Annotated in this window: 18 protein-coding genes; 8 read left to right on the forward strand and 10 right to left on the reverse strand. The window is 46.9% G+C overall.

The window, feature by feature from the left end; all coding sequences use genetic code 11:
• Positions 1–145: 145 nt before the first annotated feature.
• A complete protein-coding gene (locus tag QUA23_RS01355) occupies positions 146–448 on the reverse strand; it encodes a hypothetical protein (protein WP_333076504.1) in 303 nt (100 codons plus the stop codon).
• A gap of 512 nt (positions 449–960) precedes the next feature.
• Here QUA23_RS01355 and QUA23_RS01360 point away from each other — a divergent pair.
• Together QUA23_RS01360 and QUA23_RS01365 are read left to right on the forward strand one after the other, a co-directional pair.
• Positions 961–2211 (forward strand): hypothetical protein, encoded by a 1251-nt coding sequence (locus QUA23_RS01360; protein WP_333076505.1) that lies wholly within the window; start codon positions 961–963, stop codon positions 2209–2211.
• A gap of 268 nt (positions 2212–2479) precedes the next feature.
• A complete protein-coding gene (locus QUA23_RS01365; RefSeq protein ID WP_333076506.1) occupies positions 2480–3184 on the forward strand; it encodes a PspA/IM30 family protein in 705 nt (234 codons plus the stop codon).
• A 54-nt stretch (positions 3185–3238) separates the two neighbouring features.
• Here the strand turns inward: QUA23_RS01365 and QUA23_RS01370 are convergent, their stop codons facing one another.
• Complete coding sequence (locus tag QUA23_RS01370; protein ID WP_333069845.1) at positions 3239–3415, reverse strand: hypothetical protein; 177 nt, start codon at positions 3413–3415, stop codon at positions 3239–3241.
• Positions 3416–3485: 70 nt separating this feature from the next.
• On the opposite strand from QUA23_RS01370, the gene QUA23_RS01375 reads away from it, so the two are divergent.
• Complete coding sequence (locus tag QUA23_RS01375; RefSeq protein ID WP_006635936.1) at positions 3486–4271, forward strand: PspA/IM30 family protein; 786 nt, start codon at positions 3486–3488, stop codon at positions 4269–4271.
• Between the two features lie 505 nt (positions 4272–4776).
• Positions 4777–5067 (forward strand): hypothetical protein, encoded by a 291-nt coding sequence (locus tag QUA23_RS01380; protein ID WP_333076507.1) that lies wholly within the window; start codon positions 4777–4779, stop codon positions 5065–5067.
• On the opposite strand, the gene QUA23_RS01385 is transcribed toward QUA23_RS01380, so the two are convergent.
• Complete coding sequence (locus QUA23_RS01385) at positions 5030–5377, reverse strand: hypothetical protein (RefSeq protein ID WP_333076508.1); 348 nt, start codon at positions 5375–5377, stop codon at positions 5030–5032. The genes QUA23_RS01380 and QUA23_RS01385 overlap by 38 nt on opposite strands.
• 164 nt (positions 5378–5541) lie before the next feature.
• On the opposite strand from QUA23_RS01385, the gene QUA23_RS01390 reads away from it, so the two are divergent.
• Complete coding sequence (locus tag QUA23_RS01390; protein ID WP_333076509.1) at positions 5542–5871, forward strand: ShlB/FhaC/HecB family hemolysin secretion/activation protein; 330 nt, start codon at positions 5542–5544, stop codon at positions 5869–5871.
• Between the two features lie 584 nt (positions 5872–6455).
• Here the strand turns inward: QUA23_RS01390 and QUA23_RS01395 are convergent.
• The 5 genes from QUA23_RS01395 to QUA23_RS01415 all read right to left on the reverse strand — a co-directional run bounded on the left by QUA23_RS01395 (position 6456) and on the right by QUA23_RS01415 (position 13798).
• Positions 6456–9269 (reverse strand): chloride channel protein, encoded by a 2814-nt coding sequence (locus QUA23_RS01395; protein ID WP_333076510.1) that lies wholly within the window; start codon positions 9267–9269, stop codon positions 6456–6458.
• 148 nt (positions 9270–9417) lie between these two features.
• On the reverse strand, positions 9418–10116 hold the full coding sequence (locus QUA23_RS01400) for a haloacid dehalogenase type II (RefSeq protein ID WP_333076511.1): 699 nt from the start codon (positions 10114–10116) through the stop codon (positions 9418–9420).
• A 14-nt stretch (positions 10117–10130) separates the two neighbouring features.
• Positions 10131–11087, reverse strand: a complete 957-nt coding sequence (locus QUA23_RS01405; protein ID WP_333076512.1) for a GDSL-type esterase/lipase family protein — start codon at positions 11085–11087, stop codon at positions 10131–10133.
• 114 nt (positions 11088–11201) lie between these two features.
• Positions 11202–12497 (reverse strand): TldD/PmbA family protein, encoded by a 1296-nt coding sequence (locus tag QUA23_RS01410; protein WP_333069835.1) that lies wholly within the window; start codon positions 12495–12497, stop codon positions 11202–11204.
• Positions 12498–12937: 440 nt separating this feature from the next.
• Positions 12938–13798: a Tab2/Atab2 family RNA-binding protein gene (locus tag QUA23_RS01415; RefSeq protein ID WP_333076513.1), complete on the reverse strand. Its 861-nt coding sequence runs from the start codon at positions 13796–13798 to the stop codon at positions 12938–12940.
• Positions 13799–14069: 271 nt separating this feature from the next.
• Here QUA23_RS01415 and QUA23_RS01420 point away from each other — a divergent pair, with 271 nt between their 5' ends.
• From QUA23_RS01420 to QUA23_RS01430, 3 genes are all read left to right on the forward strand, one after another.
• On the forward strand, positions 14070–14855 hold the full coding sequence (locus QUA23_RS01420; protein ID WP_333076514.1) for a nucleotidyltransferase domain-containing protein: 786 nt from the start codon (positions 14070–14072) through the stop codon (positions 14853–14855).
• Positions 14856–14917: 62 nt separating this feature from the next.
• A complete protein-coding gene (locus QUA23_RS01425; RefSeq protein ID WP_333076515.1) occupies positions 14918–15640 on the forward strand; it encodes a pyridoxine 5'-phosphate synthase in 723 nt (240 codons plus the stop codon).
• A 576-nt stretch (positions 15641–16216) separates the two neighbouring features.
• Positions 16217–16963 carry a hypothetical protein gene (locus tag QUA23_RS01430; protein ID WP_333076516.1) on the forward strand — a complete coding sequence of 249 codons (747 nt, stop codon included), beginning with the start codon at positions 16217–16219 and terminating at the stop codon, positions 16961–16963.
• Positions 16964–17053: 90 nt separating this feature from the next.
• Here the strand turns inward: QUA23_RS01430 and QUA23_RS01435 are convergent, their stop codons facing one another.
• On the reverse strand, positions 17054–18076 hold the full coding sequence (locus tag QUA23_RS01435; RefSeq protein WP_333076517.1) for a tetratricopeptide repeat protein: 1023 nt from the start codon (positions 18074–18076) through the stop codon (positions 17054–17056).
• Positions 18077–18430: 354 nt separating this feature from the next.
• A complete protein-coding gene (locus tag QUA23_RS01440; RefSeq protein ID WP_333076518.1) occupies positions 18431–18793 on the reverse strand; it encodes a hypothetical protein in 363 nt (120 codons plus the stop codon).
• Positions 18794–18965: the final 172 nt, after the last annotated feature.

Genomic DNA, 18965 nt, shown 5'->3' on the forward strand with positions numbered 1-18965 from the left:
AAGCCAAATGCACCCGATCGTCCAAAAGTGTCAGTAGTGATACCAGTTCCCAAAAAGAATGAAACTGCTTTGTCAGATCCAAACCATGATAATGATCAGTGATTCCCCAATCGAAAATGGTATGACCTATCCTGCTGCCGACTAACTAAACCGAGACTGCTGCTGCCGATTTTTCGGTTAACGTTGTGCCTGTAAGCTGGCAGGCATGGCGATCGGAAAAAGTGACGGTGGCATCCTGCAGCGTCAGAGTCGATTCTTGCCACATTTCAATTTCTTCTATGTTTTCCCAAGATGACCTAAAAGGCGAAACCGCTAAAGCACAAGCTTTCCAGTGACTTTGAACCGGGCCGCCTAGTAAAGCGCAAACACCTCCGCGTCTGCCTTCAGGGGTATAGTGACGGCAGTGACCACAAGCTGAAGTTAAAGGTGAAGTTAAGGAGGTTTGCATAAAAGTTCTTAGGGAAATCATTTTCATCTCTAATTCTCCTTTGTAGAGCTAGCAGGTTTTAGAGCATCCCAACCTTTATGCTGTCTGGGTTGTAGCGATCCCCGAAGTATAATTAAATTTTATAATTTATTTATAATCTCGTTATATATAGAAACAATTAGCTCCGTGCTTGCTCATTGTATAGGTAAAAACACAGGTTAAAAGTTTATAAAGCCGTTAGGGATCAAGACAAAGTACAAATGCCAAACGAGTATGAGAGGTTACAAATAAGCGGTAGCTTAGAATACAAAAATTGGCTGAGAGTGTCGGTAAGCAGCCTCTGGGAAAGAGGAACAATTCAGTTTTCCAATGAAAATGAAAAATAGCTGCAGGCGATCGACAGCAGGCGATCGGGCCCTTGTTGCATTGACGCCAAAAGTAGCTAATCATAAAATAGGCAAGTTTTCAAGCTTCTTGTTTATATCTACAATCAAAACATTAAAATTAATTCAGAGGCGGTAGGAGTTTTGCTAATGAGTAAGCGTTCTTCGGTTGAATCCCCAAATCATCAATCCTCTTCAACCCCAATCAAGCCTGCTTTGCAAGCAGTCCTGGGGAGTCTAGATGTAAACCTAGAAGCAGAACTGACAACATACAGAAGGCACAGGAAGCGCGCCGAACAGTGGGTGTCGCCCTCAGTTCGTACTGGCAACCAAACAGCCACAACCGAGCAACAGCTACCCCAAAATTTGGCGCCGAAGACTGCGGAGGAAACCCAGCAGCCGCTATCGCTGCCCTTATCCCTTGCCGGCACTCAGGGCGATGCCCCGCTAGCAACTACCAGGGGCGGCACAAAATTATCTAGCAGTGCCTTGGCACCCAACGATTATCTCGAATCAAGCGAAAAACTGATCGAAAGTTTGGACGAGTCAAAAGCTGAGCCTACGGTAGAACGCAGTTTAGCCGCCAGTTTGTTAACTCCCTTGGGACTGAGTTCGATGCTGCTGTTTTTGCTGTCGTGCACAGCTTTGGGCTACGCAGTCATGTACCCGTCAAATCTGGTTAAGATGGCAGGCCTGAACCGTTTGCTCGATCGCACCTCACCCTCTTCAAGCGACAGTCCCCCCTCTACTTCCATCTCAGATACCAGCACCAAGGAACTGCCGAAAGCTCCAAATCTGGTATCCAAGGAATTTGTCGAGCTAGATTTGAGCACTCTCAGCAATGTCAAGCCGACAGTCAGCCCGATTCCTTCCCCGTCACCAAAAGCATCAATCCCGCCAACCCCTCCAGCGCCTCCGGGCCCCAGCGGGGTTGTGCCGATTCCTACAGAAGACGGCAACCCCCCCAGAGGCAGGGAACAAGGACTCAACAATCTGAGTACGGCTTTGCTTCCCACTCCCAGCCCTAGCGCTGCCCAGCCTGTGCCGACACTGCCAACACTGCCTCAAACACCATCCCCAGCCCAGCCTGCCGCCACATCTCCGGCGACAGCATCCCCAGCCCAGCCAGCCGCCACATCCCCGGCGACAGCATCCCCAGCCGCAGCATCTCCCCTGGGAAGGCCTGCACGGGCGGCAGACGGTTTCTATTACGTTGTCACCGATTACACCGACGAAAAATCGCTCCAGCAAGCCAGAACCGCAGTTCCCGATGCCTACGTGCGGAACTTCTCAAAGGGTGTCAAGATCCAAATGGGGGCTTTGAACGATCCTGCCTCAGCAGAACGTTTGGTGAAAGAACTCCAAGAAAAAGGGGTGAAGCCACAATACTATCAACCATAAATTAGGCAAAGACAATTAAACTGATGATCGGGGAGTAGGTTGGGCCGAGGTACGAACCCTCCGTTTCGCTTCACCCAACATTTGCTCAGTTTTGATGGGTAATGCTCGCGCCCTACCCATCTTAAAAATAATCATGATGACCTAACTTAGAGGGCATTAAAATTTCCAAATTAAAAATTAAAAACACGATTGAGGAGTTTTCATTTTTAGTTTTTAATTCTGATTTCTCTGTCTTAATTCTAAAGTTGAAAATCGGGAGACTGGCAAAATGGGATTATTCGATCGCCTATGGCGAGTGATTCGAGCCAATATTAACAGTTTGGTCGGGGCTGCAGAAGACCCAGAAAAAATTCTGGAACAGGCTGTAATGGATATGCAGGAAGATTTAGTGCAGCTCAGACAAGCTGTGGCAGGAGCTATTGCAGCTCAAAAACGCACTGAACGCCAGTGTTCCCAAGCTGAGTCTACAGCCGCAGAATGGCATCAGCGGGCGCAGCTAGCTTTGCAAAAAGGCGAGGAAAATTTGGCGCGGGAAGCTCTGACGCGCAAAAAATCTTATCAAGAAACGGCAACGGCGATGAAAGCCAGTCTCGGACAACAGAACGCTGTTGTGACTAAACTAAAAGAAAATATGCGGGCGCTCGAAAGTAAAATTTCCGAGGCAAAATCTAAAAAAGATATGTACATTGCCCGAGCTCGATCGGCCGCATCGTCGGAAAGGCTGCAAGAAATGATGGGCAATCTCAGTACCGGCAGTGCTTTGAGCGCGTTTGAACGGATGGAAGAGAAAGTCATGCAGCTAGAAGCTCGCTCCGAAGCAATCGCAGAACTCGGAACTAATGATTTAGAAAAGAAGTTTCTCTCTCTCGAAGGTGCCGACGATGTGGATACCGAGTTGGCGGCAATGAAAGCACAAATGCTTCCGGGCAACAATACACCCAAATTGCCACCGAGCGAGCCGCCCGCATCCTGAACCCCAGGCAAAAGAACAAGAGTCGGGACGAGTAAAAACTTCTCAACAGCCTAGCTAGAGATGGCTCGAAGCCTGTTGGGGAATTCCCGGATCGACGTTAAACTCAATAGATAGGTGCATGAATAAGCTTGCCTGCATCACATTACTCGATCGCTTTAAACTGGATTTATCTGTCTGCAAAAATTGCCAAAAACTAAATCGCACTAAAAATCTGACAAGAGTGAATTTCACAACTGCGGGCTAGGGCTATCAAGCCTGCTTTCCGCCTACTTCGTACACCTCACCCAGGAAAAATAGCATTATGGGATTATTTGACCGCATTAGCCGAGTCGTCAAAGCCAATCTTAACGATCTGGTCAACAAAGCTGAAGACCCGGAAAAGATTTTAGAACAGTCCGTTACGGATATGCAGGAAGACTTGGTGCAGTTGCGTCAGGCCGTTGCCAGCGCGATCGCTACTCAAAAGCGCACCCAGACTCAGTACAATCAAGCTGAATCTCAGTCTAACCAGTGGCAGCAGCGCGCTCAGCTAGCCCTGCAAAAAGGAGACGAGACTTTGGCCCGGGAAGCGCTAGTTCGCAAAAAGTCTCACGCTGAAACGGCGGCTACGCTGAAAGCCAGTCTGGATCAGCAATCGGCTCAGGTGGAAAGTCTCAAGCGCAACTTGATCGGTTTGGAGAGCAAAATTTCCGAAGCTAAGACTAAGAAGGATATGCTCAAGGCGAGGATATCCGCTGCTAAAGCTCAGGAACAGCTCAACAATACCATTGGCACATTGAATACTGGCAGTTCAATGGCAGCTTTCGATCGCATGGAAGAAAAAGTTTTGCAGATTGAAGCTCGCGCGGGAGCTTCGGCAGAATTGGCGGCCGGCGGCAGCAATTTAGAGGAACAGTTCCGCTTGCTCGAAAGCGGCGGTGATGTTGACGACGAGTTGGCTCAGATGAAAGCTCAACTGACCGGGGGTTCTGTGTCTCAAGGTCAATTGCCGGCAGCGGGTAAAACGGCAGCAGCTAGTAGCTCGGAGTCGAGCCCGGTGATTGACGCTGAGTTGGAAGAATTGCGATCGCAGCTCAATAAAATGTAGTAATCTGTATCAAAATTTACCTATTTCTCAGATCGCAGGTTTGATAGAATGCTCCGCCGACCTACAGAGCTAGCTTGGGAGGTCGGAGTTTTTTTTAGTCATTTTTGAATGCACAAAATATGGTTATTGTCAACCATCTTTATATTGACTTAAGGAATTAAGTGTTTAAAAAGTGATAGAGTAATTTTATTCCTTGCAAGACGGCTAGCTTGGGAGGTCGGAGTGGTTTTAGTTTTATACACAAAATAGGACGGCTGTCAACTATCTTTATATTGACTTAATAAATAAACTTTTTCTAAAGTGATATAGTAATTTTATTCCTTGCAATTGCGCTGGCCGCGCCCGAGCGTAAGTGTAAATAACTATCAAATATGCCTAATCTGTCATGCCCGTGCAATTTTCTAGAGGCTTTTGTAAAATCAAGTTTTTCAAGGCATTAGCACTTGGTTTCTCAATTGCAGCTATTTGCCCCGCACTGCTATCAGCTCTAAGTGTTAGCGAGTCGATGGTTGCTACCGACTCAGGGGTGCAAGCGCCCATTTTACAGGATAATTTACTGTCTCAATTAAAACTAAATCAAGAAACAGCAGACGATCGCGATCGGCTTCGTGATTTATACTCGGGTTCAGAATTAGATAGAGGCAGTAAAGAGCAAGAAAATAGCATCCCGGAATTCGATCAATCGACCCAAAGTGATCCTGCAGAAACTCTCCCTCAATTGCCGAACCGAGGAGAAAAGAGACACGAATTTCCGATTCCTAACCCGCGACTGCCAAATCCGGCTCCTCTCCCATAACCCGCGCCACCAAAGCCCTTGCCTTCAGCCACACAGCTTTTGCCGCCTGCTGTTGCGGCGCCGGCACAGCCTGCAGAATTGCTAAGATTCCGGGTACGATAAAAGTTGATCGATTTGAAGTAGTTGGCAGTTGATTTACCGCGAGCCGATCGTGCAAAATCCCAGAAGAGAAATCGCGCCCGATATCGGTACCTACAGTCGAGAAAGCGATAGATCTTTGCTGGGAAAGGATTTTCCACTGTTGCCGGAAGCAGATAATCGGGGTAGATATCCGGTTGCGGTGCTGAGGCTGTTCCAGGATTTTACTCAAAGGGGAGAGATGTCTTGGCGACGCGATCGCAGTTCACTCTGGGAATGGTAACATTTGTCGCTACGGTGAGCAGCAGCAGCTCAGACAGTCAATTTTTGACTTGGCGGGGGTCAATTGCAGTACGTGCGGTGGTTGGCTCCTGAGACGCTGCTGCAGGCGGTAATGTGAAATTGGCTGAGGCAGAGCTTTTGGCGATCGAACCATTCGGTAGAGGAGGCTCAGACACATTGCGGGGCTACCGTCAGGATGCAATGCTTGCCGATAGCGGGATTTTTTATTCAGGCGAGTTGCGGTATCCGATGCAAGCGCAGCGACGACACACAAGGAGTTTTGCAGGTGACGCCGTTTGTGGATTTTGGCAATGTTTGGAATCCGAGGGAAAGCGCGGTTTTGGAAGCGAATACTTTGCTGTCAGCGGGATTGCGGCTGCGGTGACTGTACGGCGAAAGGTGGAATGCTCGCGGAGGCTGGGGAATTCCTTTGATTTATATTAAGTCGAGCAACAGGAGTTTACAAGAGGGCGGGCTGTATTTTTCTGTATAATTCAAACCTTTTTAGGAAAGCAGTCGTTTTGCCCTTGGCGGAACTGAGCAATTCCGCTATATAGTAATAAGTATCATTTGGCACTCCTCTGTAGCTGCCAAGAGTGCATTTTACTGATAATCTTTAAATTAAACTATGTCTAAGGTACGGTTGCTGCTTTTAAGTTCTTTTGCTGCCGGTTTTGGGCTTTGCTCAATCATTTTGGCGATGTTTACGATGACTTCCCGGCTGTCATTTACGTCTTTTTTTACATTTGTTTTAACTTTGCTGTTTTTTGTAATTAACCTGCTTTTTGCTTTGCATTATTATACATCACTTACTAAGCAATTGAGTGTTAAAAATAAAAGGAAAGCGAGAATTTAGCGGTTGTGAAGGACAAGCGGAAAAAGGCATGGAGACTTCTTTAGGGAATTGGAATGGAATTAAGGAAAACGCCTCTGCGTTAGGAAAAATATCTAGCTCTAACCCATAATTATTTAAAGTTTAATTATTTAGGACGTCTGTCTGGAAACAAGACTAAAATGGTATGAATTTGCTAAGAGGCCGATCGCACTAAAATGACTGTACAGTCGCACCCGCGCGCCACAGCTTCCGGGATGTTCCCGTGAATCACCTGCTTCAGCAGCCCTTCACGGCTCGCTCCCAGGACGATCGCATCGCACTGATCGTTCTGAGCCAAATCAATTAAAGCATCAGAAACCGATTTAGCGCACACCGAAGTCGCTATTATCGAACAGCTAACCCGGCGCTTGATAAACTCCGCCGCTTGCTTTAATTCTCCGCGATCGGGTTCTGCAACAGAAGGCTGATGAACCTGACACAATTTAATCTCCGGTACAGCACTCGCAGCCACCAAAGCAGGTAGCAGCCGCAAAGCCGCAGCTTGCTTGTAACCGCCGCGAATAGGCACCAACCAACGGTGCAAACCCATCAGCGTGTGCAGTCCCAATTCTGGCCCTGGAATGTCTGAATTCGGCTGGGAAAGTTCACTCTCAGGAGTCGCGGATGAATCTGAGGAGCTCGCCAATGCGGGATTATCTGCACCGTCAACTCCTTCGGGATTTAACTCCCATTCTATAGACGCATATTTCCGCCCGCTGAAAGTGGCAGAAAACTCATTTTTCTTGCGTGTTGTTAATAGTTTTTCGCTCCATTTAACCAAAATAACCTCGCAGCCGGCTTGCCGAATTACGGTATCGACCACATCGCCAAAAATGCGTTCTTTTGTGGATAATTCGCCTTGCCAGCCCATCAAAATCAAATCGATATGTCGCTCCTTAATTGTCTCCAAAATCGCGTTAGGCACGTCGTGAGCTACCCGTATTTGGGTGTGTACTGGCAAGTTCAAATTGCGAATTATTCGCTCGGCTTGTTGTAGCAGGCGGCGACTTTTGGTTGTCCGCACTGCGCTTTCTGAGGGGGAACTGTTGCGCGGTACTAAGATGATTTGCAGGCATTCTAATTCGTAATTGCGATCGCGCGCGATCGCCGCCGCCAGCCGCAGCAAAGCGGGTGCTGTTTGGGGGTTGGAAAGCGGCACTAATAAGCGGCCGTTTCCCACTTGCGGAGCTCTGGTTTGATAGACAACATAGGAAGGTTCTGGATGCGGGCCTTGGGTTGTTTCTCCGCTGAGGCGATCGGATTCAACTCGGATAATGTCGCTGCGGGTAATAATTCCCACCAAACGCCGGCCTTCTACGACTGGTAAGCGGCTGATATTGTAGTTGTTAAGCCTGTACAATACCTCGCTTAAAGTATCGCTTGCTTTGACTGCGATCGGCTGTACAGTCATAAATTCTTTGAGCAGCGAGTTGCCGGACAAATTGCACTCGCTGGCTTTTGCCAAATCGGTTTGACTGACAATTCCGACTAATTTGCCATCTTCAACGACTGGAAATCCTCGGTGGTGCGATCGCGAAAATGCCTGGATCACTTCATCGAAAGTCAGCAGACTCGAAAGAGTTTCAACTCGGCGCTGCATCACGTCATCTGCATGCAAGTCGCTCAAAGTATTGCTGGCAGCTTTTGCTTTTGTCAGTTGAATGCCGTTAAACTCCAAAAGGCGATCGTACAAAGAGCCACTGTCCACCTTTTCCGCCACCAAATAAGCAACTACAGAACAGATCATCAAAGGCAGCACTAATTTGAAATCCGCCGTAATTTCAAACACAATCACTACCGCAGTAATCGGCGCCCTAGAAACTGCGCAAAAAAACGCTCCCATTCCCGCCAAAGCGTAAGTTACTGGCAAACCAACGCCCAGGGAATCTGCCTGCACAATTCCCACAATGTGACCGAGTGCAGAACCCATAACTAGGGCAGGGGAAAATAATCCTCCCGGAGCTCCAGAAGCAGCGGAAATAATTGTCAGAAAAAAGTGAGCTACAAAAGCAATTAAACTCGTTATCCCGCTTGCTTCGCCGGTCAGCATAAACTCCCGTAAACCCGTATTATCGCGGAAAGTTTCTGGGAGAAAACCTATTACTGAACCGCAGATTACGCCAGCTATAGCAATTCGCATTGGTAAGGCTAATTTGAGCGATCGCCTGTTAAATTGCAAGCTAGCAATAATCCCTTTGGTGAACAAAGCTCCCAGCAATCCTGCTAAAACTCCTAATAGTATGTAGAACGGGATTTCCTGAGCATCAAAACTGGTTTGGTACTCGCGAAGGTTCAAACTTAAACTATCGCCGCCCAAAAGCTGCGAGACAACTGCACCGATAAATGAAGCGATAATGGCAGTCCCTAAAGTCAATCCCGAAACGTCATGCAGCAGTTCTTCAACTACAAACAAAACTCCTGCAATCGGAGCATTGAAACCCGCAGCCAATCCCGCAGCAGCACCGCAAGCAATCAATTGTCGGCGGTAGTCTGGGGAAGTAGGCATTAAGTGACCTATCCAGCCGGCCAAAGAGGCTCCTATTTGCACAGTGGGGCCTTGCCTTCCTAAAGTTAAACCGGAACCAACTGCTAAAATAGTGGTCAGAAGTTTGGCGACAGCTACTCGCAAATCTAAGGCAAGATTGACGCCGCCCAGAGCAGCTTTGACGTGAGGAATGCCGCTGCCGGCAGTTTCGGGAGCAAAACGCTCCACCAAGAAACCTGTCAGCAACCCGCCAAATAAACCGACAGCCGGAAGCAAGATCCAAGCTGGAATTAATGTCGAGGTAGCAACTCGCCAACTGCCGAGCCATCCTACTCCTGATTTGAGCAAAACCCCAGCCAGCCCTGAAATTAAACCGATCAGACAAGCTTCAAAAATAGCGAGGCGTTTCGGTCGTAAAAACAGTTGAGACTCGATGACCCTAGAAGGTTCCCTAAGTTGTTTAGGGATAGTAATGTACGGCATAAATAGCGTAGATGGCCTGATAATTGTCTGCTCGATCGCACTTTAGCGAAAAATCGTTCGACTTGGCAAAATATAACTAATTTTTAACCGGAGGTGTACCAAAATTAACGCAGATTAATTTTACTAATTTGCGTTACTCTGCGGTTGTTTACCCTATTATTTCCACCAATGTTTTTAAATCGGGTACTTCCAAGTCTGGCTGGCCGCTGGCCGGCAGTGTCGCCCCAAATCCTGTTTTGTCGTGTCTGCGATTTACCCAAACCGTTGAGATTCCCATGGATGCGGCCGGTACAATATCATGATAGATGCTCTGAGCAACGTGCAGGAGTTTGTCAGTAGAAATTCCCATTCTTTCTAGGGCTATCTCAAAGTTGCGAGTTGACGGTTTGTACGATCGCACTTGTTCCGCAGTAATCAACCAGTCGAATTCAACTTTTAAGTGTTTGGCTGTCTCAGCAAACAACTCATCGTCAATATTGGAAATTACTGCCAGTTTGTATTTCTGCTTGAGTGCTTCCAACGCTGCAACGGTATCGGGAAATGGTTGCCAATTTTTGACGGAATCAACCAAACAGTTTATTTCTATTTCTGTAGCTGCAAAATCCAATTTTTTACCGAAAATTTTAACTATTTCTTGCAAAATTTCCCGATATTTTATATAAGGATGATTCTGACTTTCTAATTCTGACTCGACCGCAGCAAAAAACTCTAAAATGCCGTCATTGCTGAAATCAATTTCCCGATTTGACAGCAATTGTTTCAATGCGGGCAATATCCCTCTTTCCCAATCTATCAGAGTACCGTAGCAGTCAAAACTTACCACTTGAAATTGATTGAATTCCAGCATACTTCGCTCCTAGTTTAGGGTTGATATTCAGCAAAAATTTCAATTTTTCCCACAATATTTTGATTGAATTCGCTCAATTCTTCTGCCGGAATCCAATATTCTTGGTGAATCGAACTGCCCACATTTTGAACCGGATATTTTTTTAAGAATTCTGCTGCCACCCGAAAGCGCGTGGCATAGCCGAAATATCCCGATGCTGCATCTCTTGTATTCCAATCTCGCGCGATTTGTATGGCATAGGCTTTGTGAACTACGGGATAAAAAGTAGGCTGAAAGGATAAGCGTGGCGGAAATGCCATAAAATCGCTTTCTTTAATCAGTTCCATTTCTTTTTTGCCGACGGCTCGGAACAGCGTTACTGTCTCTTGATCTGATATATTGATATTTTTAAACCACGCTTTCCAACCGTCCCAATTGTGAACTATTTTAGCCAATTCAGCGTAACCGGCCGCACGGGGATGGGAAACGTCATTTTCGGTAAGTTCTTTATGCCAAATTTCCGAGTTTTGCAGCGGGGTGCAAACATCTAGATAAGGCACATTTAACTCGTTGCAGACTTGGGAGAACTGTTCGGATAAGTTGGCAATCCGCTTTGTGCGATCGGCATCGATAACTGGCGGTGGCCCTACCATTAATACTGGAAATATATTTTGGGCTGACGTGAGAATAGAGCGGGCATTTTCAATTGATTTCTCAACTTCTATGCGAATTTTTTCGTTTTCTAGGTAAGTGTCGTTGACACCAAAAGAAAATACTATTCTGCCGTCGGCGTAGTGAGGTAAGCGGGCAGAAATTTCATTGAACCAACGAGTTTCTATATCGGCACTGGTTTCTCCCCTTATTCCTAAATTGTAGTAGGTAATATCGTGTCCTTGTCCGCAAGCGGCAGCGCAAATCCGTCCTGTCCAACCGAGACATTTTGGATCGCAAGTACCGTTTACAAAAGAATCGCCGATAAAACAAATACGCATATTATGTGTGGGAAGTGGGAATTGGGAATTGGGAATTGGGAATTGGGAATTGGTGACTGTTGACTGTTAACTGATGATTGATGACTACTAACAACTAACAATTGCCAACGGCCTTTAATTCTTGCCGATGACGGACAATCCCTCTACAATTACAGACGGTGTGTGGCAAGAACCGTTCCACTCAGAGTCTCCTCCCAATTCTACTAATTGTTTGAGGACGCTGTAGACGTTGCCAGCTACCATTGTGTCTTTTATTCTGCCGACTATTTGACCTTTTTTGACTCGGTAGCCGAGATCGACATTAATTGAAAAATCGCCGGAAATTCCGGCACTGCCGCCAAGCATTTGATCTACTACAATTCCGTCGTCTAATTGAGCGATTAAATCGATTAGCGAAAGCGAACCTGGTTTAATCAAAACATTGAACAAACTCGGTGTCGGATAGCTGCCTAAACCCGGGCGAAATCCGTTGCCGGTGGTACCGCTACCCAAGGCTCGACCGGTGGTGCGATCGGTATAAAATAGCTGCAACACTCCGCTGTTGATAAAGACGATCGCCCGAGTGGGAGTACCTTCGTCGTCAAAAGGACAGCTATAGGGCCCGATATCCGGCTGCTGCGAGAGGGTGACAAGTGGCGATGTCACTTGTTGGCCTAATCGATCGTTCCAAGGCGAAGCGCCTTCGAGTACCTGTTTGCCGTTCAACGCGGCACACACAGTCCCCCACAGTAAATCGGCTGCTTTGGCTGTAAATAGCACCGGCACGCGGCCCGTGGGGGGGGCTACATTGTCTTTCGCCCATTCTAAACGCTGCAAAACCCGCTTGGCGCTGGTGTTTAAGTCGAGAGTACCGCGTTCGGTTTCGCCTTCCCAAATGTTGAGGAAATCTTCGCCCCGCACTAATTCTGCTGATAAGTAACCGCTGAGGGTGGTGTCGGTGTGACTCGAATCCAAGCCTTTGGTGTTCACCAAGCGGGTGCTCTCGATTTCGCAGTCGAGTTCGGCGGTGCAGAGGCTTTCTGGATAGGCTTCGCGGACGATCGCGATCGCCTCTTTGCCCCAGTTTACTAGCTGTTCGGCCGACACTGACACTCCGAGATCGGGATAAACAACTTTCTCACCGGTGCCGAGTTCGATGGTTTCCGGTTCGTTAAGTTGCGAAAGCGCGATCGCCCTGTCCACCAAAATTTGTAGTTCCACAGGCCCGTAGGCCACCGCCAAACCCGGCCGCCCATCCCGCCACAGCCGCAGTGCAATGCCTTCTGCTTGGGCGGTTTCTAGCTGTTTGAGGCGGTTTGCTTCAAAAAAGACCGGCCGTGAGAGCGATTGCGATTCCAATACCTCAGCAGCTTCTGCACCTGCTTTGGTGGCTAGTTCTAACAGTTGTTCTGCTGATTGCTGATTGGTCATTGTTCTCGGTGGTTGGTAATGGGCGATGGTAATACCATTTTCGATTTTCGATTTTCGATTTTCGATTAAAGAATTGGCAAGGACTTACTGGATATGGGTTTGGAGTACGAGCCTACATTTAGATTCTTTGGGGAAACGGGTAGAATGCGCGATCGCAATATTGTACGCATTTGTGATTGTTTGCATCTTGCCAACCGCTTAGCGTCGATTTTAGCTTTTAGATTTACTCCACAGGTGAATCTGGGAACTTGAACTTGAATCTAAAATCTTGATATCTCCACGACAGGAGTACGTGGGAAGGTATCTGTTTTTGGCTGCGGTTAGAAACCGACTTTTTTGCTGCGGTTCAGATCTCTAAGCCGAGATTTTTCCTGAAAAAACCCGGTTGCTTAAATCTGATTGAGAATGCTGCCCGATATCAGTTATTGCCAAGCGATCGACTAAATAGTTAGTTCGTGCAGCAGCCAAAATCCTGCAAAAGATTCCGATTCGGGATTCGACTGAATTGCTAAGAAATGTACTTTTTTTGCTTGCTTTTTAGCGGCTTCAAATCCTTTCGCTTCTCTCTCAGTTGCTGCGTCTCTGAGATTAGCTAAAATCCAGCGATCGTTAGCTCCCGTATCTAATACCAGCCTAGCAGGTGGGCCGCTCTCAAATTTCAGAAAAGCCAACTCCAACCCCGACATCCAACCTGCCAAAGCTGTTGCTCTCGACGAGTAGATAATTAGTCCCGGAATTTGCGTTTCTGGGGCGAGGCGTGTCATCGGCAGGCCGAAAGCTTCGCCAAATCCGATATCCCACTCGGACATTTCGTCAAAAGCTGCGATCGGCAAACTCACAAACGCCCATTTTTCGCCGATTAAAGCATCCGGCAGCGCAACTGGCGTTTCGGGTATAAATTGAACACTTGGGTTCACAACCGGTTGATAGCCCGGTTCTGCAGGATAAACGTCTTGCATCCGTTCTTCCAGCCACAGGCTGAGGGCGAGGGTGCGGCGGCTGCAGGCTGCGGGAATGTCCAAATCCTCGCAGGCTTTGGTAATCATGTTCGCCATTTGGCGGCGGAAAAAGCGGATTTTTTCGGGTCGTTTCGGTGCTGCGGCGATCGCCTCTTTAATTGCACCCGCCAGCCACAGGGAATTCACGGTAGAACTGGAGCAGAATTGCGAGTAGCGAAACAGAGATTCGGCTTTGTCGCCTACATTCAGCGGGCTTTCGCAGATCAACACTTCCCATTTTTTTTTCTCTCGCTCGTCTATGATTGGACGGCTGTAAAAGTCGAGTTCCCAAATAGTAGCCATGCCGCGCTGTTAAAAATTAATCCTTTCTCATGTTACCGGACAGCGGACAAGTTTCTGATTCTGACAATTTAAGATTGATTTTCAATCGCGGGCGATCGCACTTTCCCAAAGATTGCCACTTTCCCTTGCAGCTTCCAGTGTAATTTTTGGCAGCAGTGCACAACCGGAAGCATTAGCAACTCCTCGGAGAACCGTCGCGGAGCAATCTCAACACGCGATCGTTTGTTAAACTTGTGCAAGCCAGGGAAAACAAACAGTATAGCTTGATTCCATGAGACAAATCATTCTCGAAAAGATTGTTTCTACCTTACAACCTTTAGATTTTGTTCTCGCTTTGTGGCAAGGAGGTTCAGCAGCCCACGGATACACCGACGAGTGGTCAGACCTCGATATTGCGGTTGTGGTTGAAGATAACTGCGTGGAAGAAACATTTGATATTGTTGAAAAAGCCCTCGCAGAAATTGGCGAAATTGAACTGAAATATCGAGTTCCCGAGCCCGCTTGGCACGGTCAGTCGCAGTGCTTCTGGAGGCTCAAAGAAACCCCGCCGTTTTTGCTAATTGATTTTGCCGTTTTCCGGCGCAGCAGCCGCAACGATTTTCTGGAAAGAGAGAGACACGGACAAGTCCCGATCGCCTTTGACAAAGCAAATCTAATTGTACCGCCTCTTTTGGATAAAAACCAGCATTTATCCCAAATGCAAACCCGATTCAACGAGATTAAAATCCTTTTTGATTTGCTGCAACCTCTGGTAAAAAAAGAGATTTATCGCGGACATTTAGTAGATGCGATCGGCAACTATCACAATTGGACGCTTCTACCCTTAGTCGAATTGTTGGGAATGATTTACCGTCCCCACAGATACGACTTTGAACTCAAATATTTTAGCCGAGATTTTCCGCCCGAAATAGTCGATCGCGTCGCACCGCTTTTCTGCATTGCTAACATTGAAGATTTGGCAGCAAAACAGCAAATAGCTGAGGCTTTTTTTGCAGAAAGTTTACCGCTTGCGGAAGCTAATTTGTACTTGGATAAAACCCCAACACTACCGCAATAGGCTCAAAGTTTAGTACCGAAAGCGATTAATATAGTAGCATCAACCTTAAAGAGTAACATCCCGTGACAAAACTCAGCGTCAACATCAACAGAATCGCCCTCCTCAGAAACTCTCGAAACATCGGCATCCCCAGCGTTACCGAAGCCGCAAAAACAGTAATTGCTGCCGGAGCTCACGGCGTTACCGTCCATCCCCGCCCAGACGAAAGACACATCAAAGCTGCCGATGTTTACGAATTAGCTAAAATGCTAACCGTTGAGTTCAACATCGAAGGAAATCCGTTTCAACCACCATTTATGGATATAGTTTGCGACGTAAAACCGGCTCAGTGTACCTTAGTCCCGGACGCTCCCGACGTGCTAACATCCGATAGCGGTTGGAATATTCCCGAAAATCGCGATCGCCTCTTACCAATCATTGAAAAATTAAAAGACAATGGCATCAGAGTCAGCTTATTTATGGACGCAGATGCTGCTCTCATGCCGCTAGCAAAAGAAGTTGGAGCAGATAGAGTAGAATTGTACACGGAACCCTACGCGAGTGCTTTTCGCGAAGGTAGAGTAGAACTTGTTTTCCAACAATATGTTTTAGCCGCTCAAGCCGCCCAAGCAGCAGGTTTGGGAGTGAATGCCGGACATGATTTAAATTTGCAAAACTTAGCTAAATTTTGCTCTATTCCTGATATCCTCGAAGTATCAATTGGTCATGCTTTAATTGCGGAAGCGCTAGAAATGGGGTTGTCGAACACAGTACAAGCTTACCTAAAAATCCTGGCTGGTTCGTAGTACAAATTAACCTCGTGTGGGAGGGCGGATTTTGCCATGATTAACTCGTTTTCATCAGATATTCTAACTAAATCCGCCCTCTAAAAAAACAGGTTCAAAACTTACGAAAAAAATAGTTTAACACGCTACAAATATGGTAAGGTGGGGTTTGCAGCGCCCTAAATAATTAGTCGATCGTCAAAAATAAAGTAAGACTAGGGGCTGTCACCCCGTGAGGGTGCTAGCCGCTTTCTAGTAGCAAGGCAGAGCCTGAATCCCCGACACCGCATTTTTTGGGTGGGGGCATTTTTTTTAGCAAGATCCTCGGAAAAAGCTTGAATTTTCCTCCACCAAATTACTAATATTCTTTGATGATATTATGTGTAAGGAGTATCATTAAAATGCCCCGACAAACTAAGGCTACTACTTAGCTCCCGCACTGCCAACTTGCTACCCGCAGGTTTTGTGCAAGTACGGGATATTTACGTGTATCCTATATGCTCCTGTAGCCTCTGTGCGATCGCCCGATTTAATCCGGTGAAAACAGGCAAACACAAGTAACCATATACAATTCCTTACCCCCCTCGGAAGTGCGACATGAAAAAACTAATTTTACTGACTGGAATGCTACTCATGATGACGGCAAAATCAGTATTTGCCAGCCCAGTAGCCCCCAAAATTGCGCCGAGCGAGCTGATGGCTGCCTCGGAAATTACAGAAACCCTTAACAAACCTGTTACCTCTGAATCAGTTCCCAACCTCGAACCGATCGAGCGAATGTCAACCTCGGAAATCCGAGAAACCATCAACCAACCCACCACCTATATTTTTGAAGGCATCAAAGGGCGAGAACTCACTCTCTCCCTGTGGGCGGGACAACTGACAGCCGAACTGTACAGTCCCAATGGTGAAAATATGGGGGTTATTGAAAAATCAGACAATCAGTGGGTTGGCCAGTTGCCAGAGTCAGGCATCTACCGCGTGCGAGTTACCCCGAAAGGTGAAACCACCAGCTTTGTACTCGGACGCGATTTTAACGCTAAGTGGACTTATAGGCCCGATCGCGCAATTCCCATAGCCTTCAGGGAAAAACAAGCCACAGTCAAACTCAAAATGTCCGGCTACCAAATCCAGCCCCTCACGGTTCAAGGCAAACAGGGACAAACTATCAGGGTGACAGCTAGCAACAAAAATCTAGATCTGGCGATCGAATCTCCGTCGGGACAACTCCTAGATCAAGGTGAAGGTCAAACTTTTGCTCAACTTCCCGAGTCCGGCATCTACCGGGTAATCGTAGTTGCCAAGAGGCCAGTCAAGCCCTCGATCCGAGTTTCTGTGCAATAGCAAAGATTGCACAAATACTCTTGAGGGCGATCGAATTTGCGCCACAAAAAAAATAGCTCGCCCCATTGGCGAGCTATTTTTTTTGTAAAATCAACCTTGGATTAGCGCTTCAAAACGTTCTTGTTTCCAAATGCAGCTTAAATCCGAGTCAGCTAAAGCTAGCTCTCGGTATAAATTAGGGATCAACTCAACAGCCCGCTGCAAATTGTCAAGGGCCAAATCAGCAAATCCCAGTAGCGCATAACAGCAAGCTTTATTGTAAAAAGCGTTAGCAAAATCAGGATTTATTTCTAAGACTGTTTCGTAGCAAGCAATCGCCTCAGAGTAGCAGCCTTTTCGCGCCAATTCCACACCCCGGTTGTACCAAATTAAATAATCTTCAAAGGGACGCTCAGATGTGGGAGTAAACTTGGCATTTCTCTGATTTAAACCTACTAATTTCTCTAAAGCAACTCTCCGTTCGCCCACAGCTTCGGCTCTGCCCGGTTGTAGAGTGATCGATCGGCTAAAACTAGCCACTGCTTGTTTGTAAAGTCCCATAGAGTTAGCAGCTATACCGCGATTGTACCAAGCCTTTGCGTCGTCTGGGTTAAACTCGATCGCCCGGTCAAAACTGTTGAGCGCCTGATAGTAAAGCTTGAGTTCCAACAAGGCATTACCTCGGTTGTACCACGCCCAAGCAGCCTCCGGGTATAAATTTAAAGAGCGATCGAAACTCAGAACCGCCTTCTCGTAAAGCCCCATATCGATCAGTGTCAGTCCCCGGTTGTGCCAAATACTCGCCGCACACGGACTGAACTCCAGAGCCCGATCAAAACTGTTGAGAGCCTCCAACCAGCGGCCCAACTTTCCTAAAGCAATAGCCCGGTTGTGCCAGCCAAAGCTCGCATTCGGCTCCACCGCCAAGGCCTCATCAAAACTCTTCAGCGCCTCTAAGTGCCGTTCTAATTTCCCTAGAGCCATACCTCGACCGAACCAAGCCTTATAATGATCTGATTGCAACTTCAAAGCTCTGTTAAAGTTTGCCAGAGCACCATGATCATCGTTAGCTTCGAGGTGGCGCGAACCCAGATGGTAATACCAAGCCGCTTCCAAGTTTTGAATTAAGTTCATAATATTTTGTATCTATCTTAGGGATGATTCTACATGAAACCATAGCTGCAGTAAAACTGTAATTCCACTAAAAATCTGAAACATTTGATACATAGCGATTGCCCGTAGACAGGACCAGTAACAACCTCAACAATTTGCTGTCGAAACTAACTATTTTCCTCTCGTAAAAAGCTCTTTTAGCTAACCGCACTCATCGCTTATTGAAGCTGCTGCGAATCTCAAATCAGCCTGCTGAATCACCCCACTATTACCGCATCCCAAATTAGGTTTGCAGTCACACAAAGAGTGCTAGAGCGCCCAAAGTCCAACTGCAAATCTCATAGTGCTAATAGATTCAACTTCTGCTTGCCCAATTCAAGCAACCACAACCGCTGTTTTAGCATTCTCACTCAACATCAACTGGCCTCTTCCATCAATACTAAAATCTTTCCCCAGCACAAAACCCTTGCCCATCAACCGCTGGCAGACAACCACCGCAGTAATCCGGCGAATTTCTTCCATCACGTCAGCAGGAATCAAATAACTCAAACTCCAGATCACGGACTCGCAGTCAGACCAAATCAAACGCTCCATACTGACAATCATCAAAGCAGCTAAACTGTCAACAGACAGCCGCCCTCTGAGATCCGCAATCAAATCTTTACCAATTAAACTATTGCGACTCATCATCGCTATAGCCATTTTCCCAATTTCTTGTTCGAGTTCTAAATGATTCATGCTTGGCACTGGCTTTTATGTTTTTAAAGCACTACTAAGAGTAAAAACAGTAGACGCTACCAGGCTCTGCCATAGCGTAGCTGGCGCAGGCTCTACCGCAACTCTTTTTAACAAAGTATACCTAAAGAAAGAGGGAAAATGTATCTAAAGGCAGATACATAAATATTATTTG

This window comes from Microcoleus sp. Pol1C5 (assembly GCF_036701115.1).
Taxonomy (GTDB): Bacteria; Cyanobacteriota; Cyanobacteriia; order Cyanobacteriales; family Microcoleaceae; genus Microcoleus.

Excerpts from the sequence above, each read along its gene's own strand:
- QUA23_RS01420 (WP_333076514.1), top strand. The coding sequence starts at position 14,070 with ATGAGACAAATCATTCTCGAAAAGATTGTTTCTACCTTACAACCTTTA.
- QUA23_RS01365 (WP_333076506.1), top strand. The coding sequence starts at position 2,480 with ATGGGATTATTCGATCGCCTATGGCGAGTGATTCGAGCCAATATTAAC.
- QUA23_RS01360 (WP_333076505.1), top strand. The coding sequence starts at position 961 with ATGAGTAAGCGTTCTTCGGTTGAATCCCCAAATCATCAATCCTCTTCA.
- QUA23_RS01380 (WP_333076507.1), top strand. The coding sequence starts at position 4,777 with ATGGTTGCTACCGACTCAGGGGTGCAAGCGCCCATTTTACAGGATAAT.
- QUA23_RS01400 (WP_333076511.1), bottom strand. The coding sequence starts at position 10,116 with ATGCTGGAATTCAATCAATTTCAAGTGGTAAGTTTTGACTGCTACGGT.
- QUA23_RS01405 (WP_333076512.1), bottom strand. The coding sequence starts at position 11,087 with ATGCGTATTTGTTTTATCGGCGATTCTTTTGTAAACGGTACTTGCGAT.
- QUA23_RS01395 (WP_333076510.1), bottom strand. The coding sequence starts at position 9,269 with ATGCCGTACATTACTATCCCTAAACAACTTAGGGAACCTTCTAGGGTC.
- QUA23_RS01355 (WP_333076504.1), bottom strand. The coding sequence starts at position 448 with ATGCAAACCTCCTTAACTTCACCTTTAACTTCAGCTTGTGGTCACTGC.
- QUA23_RS01440 (WP_333076518.1), bottom strand. The coding sequence starts at position 18,793 with ATGAATCATTTAGAACTCGAACAAGAAATTGGGAAAATGGCTATAGCG.
- QUA23_RS01375 (WP_006635936.1), top strand. The coding sequence starts at position 3,486 with ATGGGATTATTTGACCGCATTAGCCGAGTCGTCAAAGCCAATCTTAAC.
- QUA23_RS01415 (WP_333076513.1), bottom strand. The coding sequence starts at position 13,798 with ATGGCTACTATTTGGGAACTCGACTTTTACAGCCGTCCAATCATAGAC.
- QUA23_RS01410 (WP_333069835.1), bottom strand. The coding sequence starts at position 12,497 with ATGACCAATCAGCAATCAGCAGAACAACTGTTAGAACTAGCCACCAAA.
- QUA23_RS01435 (WP_333076517.1), bottom strand. The coding sequence starts at position 18,076 with ATGAACTTAATTCAAAACTTGGAAGCGGCTTGGTATTACCATCTGGGT.
- QUA23_RS01430 (WP_333076516.1), top strand. The coding sequence starts at position 16,217 with ATGAAAAAACTAATTTTACTGACTGGAATGCTACTCATGATGACGGCA.